At 66.1% G+C, this 12,732-nt stretch carries 11 protein-coding genes; 7 read left to right on the top strand and 4 right to left on the bottom strand.

Annotated elements, in window-relative coordinates:
- Window positions 1-12 precede the first annotated feature (12 nt).
- From AC07PU_RS05370 to AC07PU_RS05360, 3 genes are all read right to left on the bottom strand, one after another.
- A complete protein-coding gene (locus AC07PU_RS05370) occupies window positions 13-891 on the bottom strand; it encodes a DUF3106 domain-containing protein (protein WP_495315899.1) in 879 nt (292 codons plus the stop codon).
- A gap of 168 nt (window positions 892-1,059) precedes the next feature.
- On the bottom strand, window positions 1,060-1,491 hold the full coding sequence (locus tag AC07PU_RS05365) for a DUF3619 family protein (protein WP_093341407.1): 432 nt from the start codon (window positions 1,489-1,491) through the stop codon (window positions 1,060-1,062).
- On the bottom strand, window positions 1,488-2,054 hold the full coding sequence (locus AC07PU_RS05360; RefSeq protein ID WP_208511881.1) for an RNA polymerase sigma factor: 567 nt from the start codon (window positions 2,052-2,054) through the stop codon (window positions 1,488-1,490). The genes AC07PU_RS05365 and AC07PU_RS05360 overlap by 4 nt, the downstream gene beginning before the upstream one ends.
- Before the next feature lie 296 nt (window positions 2,055-2,350).
- Between AC07PU_RS05360 and AC07PU_RS05355 the strand changes: the two genes are divergently transcribed.
- The 7 genes from AC07PU_RS05355 to AC07PU_RS05325 all read left to right on the top strand — a co-directional run bounded on the left by AC07PU_RS05355 (window position 2,351) and on the right by AC07PU_RS05325 (window position 11,760).
- Window positions 2,351-4,135: an acetolactate synthase 3 catalytic subunit gene (locus AC07PU_RS05355; protein ID WP_093341410.1), complete on the top strand. Its 1,785-nt coding sequence runs from the start codon at window positions 2,351-2,353 to the stop codon at window positions 4,133-4,135.
- Window positions 4,136-4,276: 141 nt separating this feature from the next.
- Complete coding sequence (gene ilvN / locus AC07PU_RS05350) at window positions 4,277-4,768, top strand: acetolactate synthase small subunit (RefSeq protein WP_012747479.1); 492 nt, start codon at window positions 4,277-4,279, stop codon at window positions 4,766-4,768.
- A 146-nt stretch (window positions 4,769-4,914) separates the two neighbouring features.
- Window positions 4,915-5,931 (top strand): ketol-acid reductoisomerase, encoded by a 1,017-nt coding sequence (ilvC, locus tag AC07PU_RS05345; RefSeq protein ID WP_093341411.1) that lies wholly within the window; start codon window positions 4,915-4,917, stop codon window positions 5,929-5,931.
- A 183-nt stretch (window positions 5,932-6,114) separates the two neighbouring features.
- Window positions 6,115-6,939, top strand: coding sequence for a CDP-diacylglycerol--serine O-phosphatidyltransferase (gene pssA / locus AC07PU_RS05340; RefSeq protein ID WP_057592484.1), 825 nt, complete (start codon window positions 6,115-6,117; stop codon window positions 6,937-6,939).
- Between the two features lie 223 nt (window positions 6,940-7,162).
- The gene (gene leuA / locus AC07PU_RS05335) at window positions 7,163-8,869 is read left to right on the top strand and encodes a 2-isopropylmalate synthase (RefSeq protein WP_431512566.1); all 1,707 of its coding nucleotides are present in this window, start codon (window positions 7,163-7,165) and stop codon (window positions 8,867-8,869) included.
- Between the two features lie 50 nt (window positions 8,870-8,919).
- A complete protein-coding gene (locus AC07PU_RS05330; protein WP_208511884.1) occupies window positions 8,920-10,458 on the top strand; it encodes a 2-isopropylmalate synthase in 1,539 nt (512 codons plus the stop codon).
- Between the two features lie 117 nt (window positions 10,459-10,575).
- A complete protein-coding gene (locus tag AC07PU_RS05325; RefSeq protein ID WP_093341415.1) occupies window positions 10,576-11,760 on the top strand; it encodes a serine hydrolase in 1,185 nt (394 codons plus the stop codon).
- A 112-nt stretch (window positions 11,761-11,872) separates the two neighbouring features.
- Here AC07PU_RS05325 and AC07PU_RS05320 read toward each other — a convergent pair whose 3' ends face one another.
- Window positions 11,873-12,724, bottom strand: coding sequence for an IclR family transcriptional regulator (locus AC07PU_RS05320; RefSeq protein ID WP_093341417.1), 852 nt, complete (start codon window positions 12,722-12,724; stop codon window positions 11,873-11,875).
- Window positions 12,725-12,732 lie beyond the last annotated feature (8 nt).

Here is a 12,732-nt window from a genome sequence, read left to right as displayed (position 1 = left end):
CGAGACCTTGGGTCAGGGGGCGGCCGAGGGTTGCTCGAGCGTGCGCCCCGCAGAAGTGGAAGACGGTGTGGAGGATACCGAAGTCGACGGGCCGGACGATGAAGAGTACGGAGACGGCACCTGGGCTTCGGCCGGCACCGGCTGGGGCGTGAAGGTGGGGGGGGCCGCGGCCGAGGGCGTCGCCGGGGCGACGGTGGCCGCAGCCGTGCCGGACGATGCGGCCGGCGGGGTCGCGACGATGGCCGCAGCGGGCACGATGGCCGGCGTCGCGGGCGCCATCGGCGGCGCGAGCTGGATGCGGGGCGTGTGCTGCCCGGGCGGCGTGACCGTGGGCACGGCCACGAGCTTCTGGGACGACACCGGCCGCACCGGGATGGCGGCGCCCTTGGGCTTGGCGGGCGCACGCTCGGCGAGCTTGCGCTTTTCCTCTTCGCTCAGCGCCTGGTACTGCTCCCACTTGGCCTTGCGCTCGTCGGCCGGCACGCGCTTGACCTCGGCGAAGTTCAGGCGCGCCTGGACGCGCTGCTGGTTGCTGAGTGCGGCCCACTCGATCATGCGGCTGCGCAGCGTGATCTGGTCTTCGGCCGGCAGCGAGGCGTAGTTGCGCGACAGCGCGAGCCACTTGCGCTTCTGGCCGACGTTGAGAGTGTTCCAGTGCGGCGCCAGCGGTTGCAGGGCCTGTTGCTGCTCGGCGGTGAGCTCGGCCCACAGCGGCTTGGTGAGGGTGGGCGGCTTGGCGGCCGCGGACGCGGCCATGGTGCCGGTCGGCGCGGCCTTGGGCGTCTCCGCGCGAACGGCTTCCGAGCGCACGGGCGTGGTCTGCGCGGCCGCGATCGTCAGTCCCAGTGCCGCGGCGGCCACGGTGCCGGCCCCGGCGAGACGAGTCGCCACGCCTTGCGACCACGAGCGCGAGGAGCGGGGCGAAATCGCGGGGGGCAGGGTGCGGCGTGGCATTCGGATGATCGGTCGGATGGAGGCTTCGGACAGGCGGGAAGGTCTAGGCGGCAGACGGGAGCGGCGAAGCCGGGCGCGGGGCTGGGAGGGCGGGTGAGGCCCTCGTCAGTCGGAGGCGCCGTCGGACTTGAGGAACTGCGCGAAGCCCGGGTCGGTGTAGGCCGCCGGCGGCAGGTCGCCGGTGAGCAGCGCGGAATCGACCTCGGCCAGCTCGCTGGCGCGGTCCTCGTCCTGCATCACGCTGATGGTGACCAGGCCGGCCACCAGGGCCACGAGCGGCACCACGGTGCCGATGCGCGTCCACCAGCCCCAGCCACCACCGCCGCCCAACGCGGCGGTATTGCCCGCCTGCACCACGGCGGGCGCGGCGCGCAGCTGCGGGGCCTGCTTGCGCTGGGCCACGGCTTGCGCGCGCGCCACGCGCAGGCGTTCGCCGATGTCGTGCGGCAACGCCTGGTTGCCGGCGGACAGGCGCGCGGCCACGCGTTGACCGAATTCGTTTTCGGCAACAGAAGAAAGAGGAACCTTAGTATTCATAGCGAAATTCCCTTGGCTTTGAGCGCCTTGCTCAGAGCGTGGACGGCGCGCGAGCAGTGGGTTTTGACGCTGCCCTCGGAGCAGCCCATTGCGGCGGCCGTCTCTGCGACGTCCATTTCTTCCCAGTAACGCATCAGGAAAGCCTCGCGTTGACGGCCCGGCAATGCCGCGATCTGTTCTTCGATCTCGTGCAGGACCTGTGCCCGGCGCGTGGTGTCCTCGGCGCTCTCGGTTTCTCTGGAGTCGGTCGGCGAGGCGAAGTTCTCGAGCAGGTCGAAATCGCCGTCGTCGTCCGTGGCCTCGAAATCACTGAGGTTCGAGAACAGGGCGCGGCGGGTCTTCTGGCGGCGGAACCAGTCGAGCGTGCAGTTCGACAGGATGCGCTGGAACAGCATCGGCAGCTCGGCGGCCGGCTTGTCGCCATAGTGCTGGGCCAGCTTCATCATGCTGTCCTGCACGATGTCGAGCGCCGCTTCCTCGTCTCGCACGTGATAGACCGACCGCTTGAAAGCGCGGCGTTCGACGCTTTTCAGGAAATCGGAGAGTTCTTGTTCGGTGGCCAAGCGTGAGAGGGGCGCCGGGCGCCGCGTGGGAATGGATGTCGGGCGGGAATGCCTCGTTGTTGGCCGCGAATTATGCCCGCCGCTCTTGACGAATCGTGTTGCGGGGCGATACGGGCTCGGCGGAACGCCGCGGCGGTGTCATAATCGCGCTCGCAAGTCAAAAGGCAAACGGGTCACGGTCCGGCGGAACAATCAGTCCGCTCATGGCTTTGGCCTCAAGTCCTGGCGCGGCCCCACAAGGGTTGGCAAGGGGCACCCAAGGTTTTTCGTTCCCGAAAAAACTCCAAAGGTTGATCATGGAAATCTCGAAGGCGGAACTCGCTTCCGCAGCAGCCGCGTCCTCCGGCGCCGGCAATCACACGCAAGAACTCATGGGCGCCGAAGTGCTGGTCAAGGCACTGCAGGCCGAAGGCGTCCAGTACATCTGGGGCTACCCCGGTGGCGCGGTTCTCTACATCTACGACGCGTTCTACAAGCAGGACACCATCCAGCACGTGCTGGTGCGCCACGAGCAGGCGGCGGTCCACGCGGCCGACGGCTATGCGCGCGCCACCGGCGAGGTGGGCGTGGCGCTGGTCACCTCGGGCCCGGGCCTGACGAACGCGGTCACGGGCATCGCGACGGCCTACATGGACTCGATCCCGATGGTGATCATCTCGGGCCAGGTCCCCACGGCGGCGATCGGCCTGGATGCCTTCCAGGAATGCGACACCGTCGGCATCACGCGCCCGATCGTCAAGCACAACTTCCTCGTCAAGGATCCGAAGGATCTGGCGATGACGATGAAGAAGGCCTTCCACATCGCACGCAGCGGCCGTCCGGGCCCCGTGGTGGTGGACGTGCCCAAGGACGTCTCGTTCAAGAAGGTGGCCTATGCCGGCTATCCCGAGAAGATCGAGATGCGCTCGTACAACCCGGTGCGCAAGGGCCACGGCGGCCAGATCCGCAAGGCGCTGCAGCTGCTGCTCAACGCCAAGCGCCCCTACATCTACACTGGCGGCGGCGTGCTGCTGGGCAATGCCACCAACGAGCTGCGCACGCTGGTCGACATGCTCGGCTACCCGGTTACCAACACGCTGATGGGCCTGGGCGCCTATCCGGCGAGCGACCGCAAGTTCCTCGGCATGCTGGGCATGCACGGCACCATCGAAGCCAACAACGCGATGCAGAACTGCGACGTGCTGCTGGCCGTGGGCGCGCGCTTCGACGACCGCGTGATCGGCAACCCCAAGCACTTCGCGCAGAACGAACGCAAGATCATCCACGTCGACATCGACCCGTCGAGCATCTCCAAGCGCGTGAAGGTCGACATCCCGATCGTGGGCGACGTCAAGGACGTGCTCACCGAGCTCATCTCGATGATCCGCGAGAGCACGACCAAGCCCGATGCCGGCGCGCTCGCCAACTGGTGGACCACTATCGAAGGCTGGCGCTCGCGCGACTGCCTCAAGTACGACCGTGGCAACAAGGACGTGATCAAGCCGCAGTTCGTCGTCGAGACGCTGTGGAACATGACCAAGGACGCCGACGCGTACATCACGTCCGACGTCGGCCAGCACCAGATGTGGGCCGCGCAGTACTACCGCTTCGACGAGCCGCGCCGCTGGATCAACTCGGGCGGCCTGGGCACCATGGGCGTGGGCATTCCCTACGCCATGGGCATCAAGCTCGCGAAGCCGGAGTCGGAAGTCTTCACCATCACGGGCGAAGGCTCGGTGCAGATGTGCATCCAGGAACTGTCGACCTGCCTGCAGTACAACACGCCGATCAAGATCTGCTCGCTGAACAACCGCTACCTCGGCATGGTGCGCCAGTGGCAGGAGATCGAGTACTCCGGCCGCTACAGCCATAGCTACATGGATGCGCTGCCCAACTTCGTGAAGCTCGCCGAGGCCTATGGCCACGTCGGCATGCTGATCGAGCGTCCGCAGGACGTGGAGCCCGCGCTGCGCGAAGCACGCAAGCTCAAGGACCGCACCGTGTTCATGGATTTCCGCACCGACCCCACCGAGAACGTGTTCCCGATGGTCAAGGCCGGAATGGGCATCACCGAGATGCTGCTGGGGTCCGAGGATCTCTGATCCCTCGGCCTGTTTTCGACCGTTCGTTCTCAACCTTTCACTGACGAATCTATTGCCCGCCGAGCCCGCGCATTACCGTGCGCGGGGGAGGGCGGCGAAAGCGAAAGCTTCCGCGCTGGCGAAAAGAGGAGTCACGCACACATGAAACACATCATTGCCGTTCTGCTGGAAAACGAGCCCGGTGCTCTTTCCCGCGTGGTGGGCCTGTTCTCGGCCCGTGGCTACAACATCGAGTCGCTGACCGTCGCGCCCACCGAGGATGCGAGCCTGTCGCGCATGACCATCGTCACCGCCGGTTCCGACGACGTGATCGAGCAGATCACCAAGCACCTGAACCGCCTGATCGAGGTGGTCAAGGTGGTCGACCTGACCGAAGGCGCCTACACCGAGCGCGAGCTCATGATGGTGAAAGTGCGCGCGGTCGGCAAGGAGCGCGAGGAGATGATGCGCATGGCCGAGATCTTCCGCGGCCGCATCATCGACGTCACCGACAAGAGCTACACCATCGAGCTCACCGGCGACCATGGCAAGAACGACGCCTTCCTCGAGGCGATCGATCGCAGCGCCATCCTCGAGACCGTGCGCACCGGCGCCAGCGGCATCGGCCGCGGCGAACGCATCCTGCGGGTCTGACCCGATGAAAACGGAGCTCGGTCGCCGTCCGTTCGGGCCGAGCTTGTCGAAGCCTCCGCGCGAGCGGGGACTGCATTGAGCCCTTCGACAGGCTCAGGACGAACGGCACAACACACTGCAACTCGCATATCTATCTGGAGAACATCATGAAGGTTTATTACGACAAGGACGCGGACCTGAGCCTGATCAAGGGCAAGACGGTGGCCATCATCGGCTACGGCTCGCAAGGCCATGCGCACGCGCAGAACCTGAACGACAGCGGCGTCAAGGTCGTGGTCGGCCTGCGCAAGGGTGGCGCTTCGTGGGACAAGGTCGGCAAGGCCGGCCTGCAGGTCGCCGAAGTGGCCGATGCCGTGAAGTCTGCCGACGTCGTCATGATCCTGCTGCCCGACGAGCAGATCGCCAACGTCTACAAGAACGACGTGGCGCCGAACATCAAGGAAGGCGCTTCTCTGGTCTTCGCGCACGGCTTCAATGTGCACTACGGCTTCGTGCAGCCGCGCGCCGACCTCGACGTGTGGATGGTCGCTCCCAAGGCCCCGGGCCACACCGTGCGCAGCACCTACACCCAAGGCGGCGGCGTGCCCCACCTCGTGGCCGTGCACCAGGACAAGACCGGCAAGGCGCGTGACCTCGCGCTGAGCTACGCCACCGCCAACGGCGGCGGCAAGGCCGGCATCATCGAGACCAACTTCCGCGAAGAAACCGAGACCGACCTGTTCGGCGAACAAGCGGTTCTGTGCGGCGGCACGGTCGAGCTGATCAAGGCCGGTTTCGAAACGCTGGTGGAAGCCGGCTACGCGCCCGAAATGGCGTACTTCGAATGCCTGCACGAGCTCAAGCTCATCGTCGACCTGATCTATGAAGGCGGCATCGCCAACATGAACTACTCGATCTCGAACAACGCCGAATACGGCGAGTACGTCACGGGCCCGCGCATCGTGACCGACGAGACCAAGAAGATCATGAAGCAGGTGCTCAAGGACATCCAGACCGGCGAATACGCCAAGAGCTTCGTGCTCGAAGCCGCTGCCGGCCAGCCCACGCTGATCAGCCGCCGTCGCCTGGGTGCAGAGCACCAGATCGAAGTGGTTGGCGAAAAGCTGCGCGCGATGATGCCCTGGATCAAGAAGAACAAGCTGGTCGACCAGACCCGCAACTGATCTCCCGGCGAGCAGGGCGCTCCGGCGCCCGATTCCCCCAAGGGTCACCCTCGCGGTGGCCCTTTTGCTTGGAGGGGCGGGCGTGCCCCTGAACTACACTCCCGGGGATGCGATCCAGTGACCGAATTGCTATCGAAGAGATAGCTGAACCGACAATGCCCATGAGGGACGGAGACCTATCCAATGCATGACGACACCGTCCCCGACGAGGTCCAGCCGCGCAAGCGGCGAAAGGGCATCTACGTCCTGCCGAACCTGTTCACGCTGGCCGCGCTGTTCGGCGGCTTCTATTCGGTCGTGATGGCGATGAACGCGCGCTTCGACCTCGCCGCGCTGGGCGTCTTCGCGGCCATGGTGCTCGACAGCCTCGACGGCCGCGTGGCGCGCATGACCAACACGCAGAGTGCGTTCGGCGAGCAGATGGACTCGCTGTCCGACATGGTCTCGTTCGGCGCCGCGCCCGCGCTGATCGCCTACGAGTGGTCGCTCAAGGGCCTGGGCCGCTGGGGCTGGATCGCGGCCTTCGTCTATTGCGCCTGCGCGGCGCTGCGGCTCGCGCGCTTCAACGTCAACACCGGCGTGGTCGACAAGCGCTGGTTCCAGGGCCTGCCGTCGCCCGCGGCGGCGGCGCTGGTGGCCGGCTTCATCTGGCTCATGACCGAATGGGGCAAGCGCGGCGGCGAGGTGCTGTACCTCTCGTGGACGCAGATCACCTGGATCACCTTCGCCTTCACGCTCTATGCGGGCCTCACGATGGTGACCAACGCGCCGTTCTACAGCTTCAAGGACGTGCAGATGAAGAAGAGCGTGCCCTTCGCCGTGATCGTGCTGATCGCGCTCGGCATCGCGGTCATCAACATCCATCCGCCGACGGTGCTGTTCGGCCTGTTCGTGGTCTACGGCCTGAGCGGCTACGTGGTCTATGCGTGGCGCAAGGCCAAGGGGCAGCAGACCAGCGTGATCAGCACCTCGACCGAGGAACCCGACGAGCGCGGTTTGCACAACTGAGACAGGCATCGGGACACAGTCTTCACAAAGTCTCGACGCCTGTGCTAAATTCGCAACCCTCATGACGAAGATGATTTCGCTGCTGTCCCTACTAGCTCTCCCTCACGGGCGGAGACGGTAGCGCACGCGCAAATCCATCACCACGGCCCGTTCGCACCAGCAACGGGCCGTTTGTTTTTGGGGTTGCTGGTTGATCACCAACCATCACAGCAGAGAAATCGACATGTTGAAGCAACCTCAAGCCAAATACCGTGCGTTCGCGCCCATCGGTCTCAAGGACCGCACCTGGCCCGACGCCGTGCTGACCAAGGCGCCGATCTGGCTGTCGACCGATCTGCGTGACGGCAACCAGGCCCTGGTCGAGCCGATGGACATCACGCGCAAGATGCGCATGTTCGAAACCCTCGTGGCCATCGGCTTCAAGGAGATCGAGGTCGGCTTTCCCTCCGCGTCGCAGGTCGAGTTCGACTTCGTGCGCAAGCTCATCGAGGAAGACCGCATTCCCGACGACGTGACGATCCAGGTGCTGACGCAGGCGCGTGACCACTTGATCGCCCGCACCTTCGAGGCCTTGCAGGGCGCGCCGCGCGCCATCGTCCATCTCTACAACGCCGTGGCGCCCGTGATGCGCCGCGTGGTGCTCGGCATGGACGAGGACGGCATCGTCGAGCTCGCTGCCTCGCATGCGCGCATGTTCAACGAGATGGCCGCGAAGCAGCCCAACACGCGCTGGACCTTCCAGTACTCGCCCGAGATGTTCTCGGGCACCGACCTCGCGTTCTCCAAGCGCGTGGTCGACGCGGTCACCGCGGTCTGGGCGCCGACGCCCGAGCGCAAGTGCATCGTCAACCTGCCGTCGACGGTCGAGCACTCCACGCCGAACATCTTTGCCGACATGATCGAGTGGATGCATCGCAACCTCGAACGCCGCGATGCGATCGTGCTCTCGGTGCATCCGCACAACGACCGCGGCACCGGCACCGCCGCCGGCGAGTTCGCATTGATGGCCGGCGCCGACCGCATCGAAGGTTGCCTGTTCGGCAACGGCGAGCGCACCGGCAACCTCGACCTCGTGAACGTGGCGCTCAATCTCTACACGCAGGGCGTCTCGCCCGAACTCGACTTCTCGAACATCGACGAGATCCGCGCCACGGTCGAGCACTGCAACCAGATTCCCGTGCATCCGCGCCATCCCTACGTGGGCGACCTGGTCTACACCTCGTTCTCGGGCTCGCACCAGGACGCGATCAAGAAGGCCTTCTCGGCGCGCAAGGACGGCGACATCTGGGACATGCCCTACCTCCCGATCGACCCGAAGGACGTCGGCCGCAGCTACGAGGCCGTGATCCGCGTCAACAGCCAGTCGGGCAAGGGCGGCATCGCCTACCTGCTCGAGAGCGAGTACGGCATCGAGATGCCGCGCCGCCTGCAGATGGAATTCAGCCAGACGGTGCAGCGCGTGATGGACGTCGCGGGCAAGGAGCTCACGGCCGCGGACCTCTGGCAGCTGTTCGTGCGCGAGTACGGCATCGAGTCGGTGCAGGCGCTCCAGCACCGCGTGCTGCAGGAGGAGGGCAAGGACGGCGCCAACGCCTCGGTGCTTCTGCGCGGCGACCTGGCCTGGAACGGCGAGACCGTGGCCATCGAGGGCCGCGGCAACGGTCCCATCGATGCCTTCACGCACGCGCTGAGCGCCGCGACGGGCCATGCGGTGCGTGTCATCGACTACCACCAGCATGCGATCGGCGCCGGTGCCGACGCCAAGGCCGTGGCCTACCTGGAACTGCGCGTGGACGAGTCGCGCACGCTGTTCGGCGTGGGCATCGACGAGGACACCATCGCCGCGTCGCTGAAGGCGATCGTCTCGGGCGTGGAGCGCGCCAGGGGCAATGGCGCGCACAGCGCACAATCGGAGACCGCGACCGTCTGAGCCTCGATCCGACCGAAGCGCCAGGTGGCCAGAAACGAAGGAGAACCACGATGACCGACCAACTCATAATTTTCGACACCACCTTGCGCGACGGCGAGCAGTCGCCCGGCGCCTCGATGACGCGCGACGAGAAGTTGCGCATCGCCAAGCAGCTCGAGCGGCTGCGGGTCGACGTCATCGAGGCCGGCTTTCCGGCCAGCTCGAACGGCGACTTCGAGGCGGTCAAGGCGATCGCCAACGCGATCAAGGAATCGACGGTGTGCGGCCTGTCGCGCGCCAACGACCGCGACATCGCGCGCGCCGCCGAGGCGCTGAAGGGCGCGGCGCGCGGCCGCATCCACACCTTCATCGCGACCTCGCCGCTGCACATGGAGAAGAAGCTGCGCATGTCGCCCGACGAGGTTTACGAGCAGGCCAGGCTCGCGGTGCGCTTCGCGCGCAACCAGGTGGGCGACGTGGAATTCAGCCCCGAGGACGGCTACCGCAGCGATCCCGATTTCCTGTGCCGCGTGATCGAGACCGTGATCGCCGAGGGCGCGACCACGATCAACGTGCCCGACACCGTGGGCTACGCGATCCCCGAGCTCTACGGCAACTTCATCAAGACCCTGCGCGAGCGCATTCCCAACAGCGACAAGGCGATCTGGTCGGTGCACTGTCACAACGACCTCGGCATGGCGGTGGCGAACTCGCTGGCCGGCGTGAAGATCGGCGGCGCGCGCCAGATCGAGTGCACCATCAACGGCCTCGGCGAGCGCGCGGGCAACTGCTCGCTCGAAGAGGTGGTGATGGCCGTGAAGACCCGCAAGGACTACTTCGGCCTCACGCTCAACATCGACACCCAGCACATCGTGGCCGCGAGCCGCATGGTCAGCCAGACCACCGGCTTCGTGGTGCAGCCCAACAAGGCGGTGGTGGGCGCCAATGCCTTCGCGCATGCCTCGGGCATCCACCAGGACGGCGTGCTCAAGGCGCGCGACACCTACGAGATCATGCGGGCCGAGGACGTGGGCTGGGCCGCCAACAAGATCGTGCTGGGCAAGCTCAGCGGCCGCAACGCCTTCAAGCAGCGGCTGCAGGAGCTGGGCGTGACCATGGAGAGCGAGGGCGAGATCAACGCCGCCTTCCTGCGCTTCAAGGAGCTGGCCGACCGCAAATCCGAAATTTTCGACGAGGACATCCTCGCGCTTGTCAGCGCGGAGGAGGGTGCGAACGTTGGCGAACAGTTTGCTTTCGTTTCTCTCGCGCAGCACAGCGAAACCGGTGAACGCCCCCAGGCGAAGATCGTCTTCACCGTCCATGGCAAGGAAGTCACGGGCGAGTCGGACGGCAATGGCCCGGTCGATGCTTCCCTGAAGGCCATCGAGTCGCACGTGAAGAGCGGCGCCGAGATGGTGCTTTACTCGGTCAATGCCATCAGTGGCTCGACGGAAAGCCAGGGAGAAGTTACAGTCCGGTTACAAAACGCAGGGCGGGTGGTCAACGGCGTCGGGGCGGATCCCGACATCGTGGTGGCGTCAGCAAAGGCTTATTTGAGTGCGCTCAACAAGTTACAGAGCCAAGCTGAGAGAGTGGCGGCACAAGGTTAGGTTTTCGGGCGATCCTTGGTATTCGAATGAAGAAAAGGATGCAAGTAGCTGATATTGCGTGCCTTTTTTGATTTCGATACACTGCGGTCCTTATTCCTGCCGCTGGAGATTTTGTACATGCCCGAAGCCCGTCTCCACCGCGTTTCAAGCCTTCGCACCCTCGCCGTCGCGTTCTGCGCGACGGCTTTTTTGTTGTCCGGCGCCCAAGCCGCCAAGAAAGAGAAGGCGGCCCCTGCCAAGACGGCGGCCGTCTCGAAGAAAGCCCGCGGCGCTGCGCCGGTCGAGGTGAAGCGCAATGCCGCGTCGTCCAAGGTCGCCAAGCGTGGTGGCCGTGCCGAGCGCGACGACAAGGCCGACAAGGTGGTCCGTGGTGGCCGCAACGTGGTGGCCACCCTGCAAAAGAAGAACGGCAAGACCGTGGTGGCCGTGCAGCGCCGCTCGGTGGTCCGTGTCGAGGCGCCGCCGCGCCAGTCCTTCGGCCAGATGGCCGGCCTGCACACCACCGACGACGCGCTCGAGCTTAAATCGAGCGTCGCGCTGGTGGTCGACCAGGACACGCACGAGGTGCTGTTCAGCAAGAACGACCACGCCGTGCTGCCGATCGCCTCGCTCACCAAGCTCATGACGGGCCTGCTGATCAGCGAGGCCAAGCTGCCGAACGAAGAGCTCATCACCATCACCCAGGACGACGTCGACACCGAGAAGCGCAGCAGCTCGCGCCTGACGGTCGGCACCACGCTCACGCGCGGCGAACTGCTGCACCTGGCGCTGATGTCGAGCGAGAACCGCGCCGCCCACGCGCTGGGCCGCACCTATCCCGGTGGCCTGAGCACCTTCGTGAGCATCATGAACGCCAAGGCGCGCATGCTCGGCATGAAGGACACGCGCTATGTCGAGCCCACCGGCCTGTCGAGTCGCAACCAGTCGAGCGCGCAGGACCTGGCGCTGCTGGTGAACGCCGCCTACGCCGACGCCACCGTGCGTTCGCTGTCCACCTCGCCCGAGTACCAGGTCGAGGTCGGCCGCCGCACCTTGCAGTTCAACACCACCAACCGCCTCGTGAAGAGCCCCGACTGGGACATCGGCGTGCAGAAGACCGGCTACATCTCCGAAGCCGGCCAGTGCCTGGTGATGCAGGCCCGGGTCGCGGGCCGCAAGCTGATCATGGTGTTCCTCGATTCGGCCGGCAAGTTCAGCCGCATCGCCGACGCCGAGCGCGTGCGCCGCTGGGTCGAGGCCACGCATGCCGTGCCGGGTTCGCCGGCCGCCTCGCGCGCCGTGGCGTACCAGATCGCAGGCTGAGCGGGTCTGCCCAAAGACGAAAGCCGGCGGTTGCCGGCTTTTTTCATGGTGCGGGGCAAGAGCTTCGACCCCTGAGGGTCGCCCCAAGGGCCTGAAACGCGCCCAGGCGCGCTCAAGCCCCCACGGAGGGGGATGGGCCGCCCGGCGACCCCGAAGCGGCCGCCACGGCCCCGGCAGCGGGTGCCACGCCCTGCTTGAAGCCCAGCGCCTCCGAGATTTCGTTCGCCGTTGCCTGCAGCTTGGGCAGCCAGCCTTCGTCGAGCCGGTCGGCCGGCGCCGAGATCGACAGCCCCGCGACCAGCTTGCCCTGGTCGTCGTAGATGCCGGCGGCCATGCAGCGCACGCCCAGCTCCAGCTCCTCGTTGTCGCGCGCGATGCCGTACTGGCGCGCCTTCGACAGCTCGCGCTCGAGCGCCGGCAGCTGCGTGATGCTGTTGCGCGTGTGGCCGGCCAGCCCGGTGCGGGTGGCGTAGCTGCGTACCCGCTGCGGATCGTCCGCGGCCAGGAACAGCTTGCCGGTGGAAGTGAGGTGCAGCGCGGCGCGGCCGCCGATGGCGCGCACCACCTGCATGCCCGAGCGCTCGCTGTAGGAGCGCTCGATGTACACGATCTCGTCGCCCTGGCGCATGCTGAGGTTGACCGGCTGCTGCGTGAGCTTGTGCAGCTCGCGCATCGGGCCCAGCGCGGCGTCGCGCACGTTGAGCCGGCCCTTGACCAGGTTGCCGAGCTCCAGCAGGCGCATGCCGAGCCGGTAGCTGCCGGCCTCGGGACGGTCGACGAAGCGGCCGACCGCGAGGTCGTTGAGGATGCGGTGGGTGGTGGAGGGATGAAGCCCCGTCTTTTCGCTGATTTCCTTCAGGGAAATGGCTTCTTCGCGCGAGGCCAGCACGTCGATCAGCGCGAACATGCGTTCGATGACCTGGATGACGGGGGTGGCCGGAATGTCTGAATGGTTTTTTCTCATGGCGCTGT

The organism is Variovorax sp. GW821-FHT10D07, from assembly GCF_059415325.1.
The sequence above is the reverse complement of the archived record's forward strand: the minus strand, read 5'-3'. Positions and strand labels throughout refer to the sequence as shown.

Coding starts and splice junctions, on each gene's coding strand:
- AC07PU_RS05365 (WP_093341407.1), bottom strand. CDS start 1,491: ATGAATACTAAGGTTCCTCTTTCTTCTGTTGCCGAAAACGAATTCGGT.
- AC07PU_RS05355 (WP_093341410.1), top strand. CDS start 2,351: ATGGAAATCTCGAAGGCGGAACTCGCTTCCGCAGCAGCCGCGTCCTCC.
- ilvN (WP_012747479.1), top strand. CDS start 4,277: ATGAAACACATCATTGCCGTTCTGCTGGAAAACGAGCCCGGTGCTCTT.
- ilvC (WP_093341411.1), top strand. CDS start 4,915: ATGAAGGTTTATTACGACAAGGACGCGGACCTGAGCCTGATCAAGGGC.
- pssA (WP_057592484.1), top strand. CDS start 6,115: ATGCATGACGACACCGTCCCCGACGAGGTCCAGCCGCGCAAGCGGCGA.
- leuA (WP_431512566.1), top strand. CDS start 7,163: ATGTTGAAGCAACCTCAAGCCAAATACCGTGCGTTCGCGCCCATCGGT.
- AC07PU_RS05330 (WP_208511884.1), top strand. CDS start 8,920: ATGACCGACCAACTCATAATTTTCGACACCACCTTGCGCGACGGCGAG.
- AC07PU_RS05325 (WP_093341415.1), top strand. CDS start 10,576: ATGCCCGAAGCCCGTCTCCACCGCGTTTCAAGCCTTCGCACCCTCGCC.
- AC07PU_RS05320 (WP_093341417.1), bottom strand. CDS start 12,724: ATGAGAAAAAACCATTCAGACATTCCGGCCACCCCCGTCATCCAGGTC.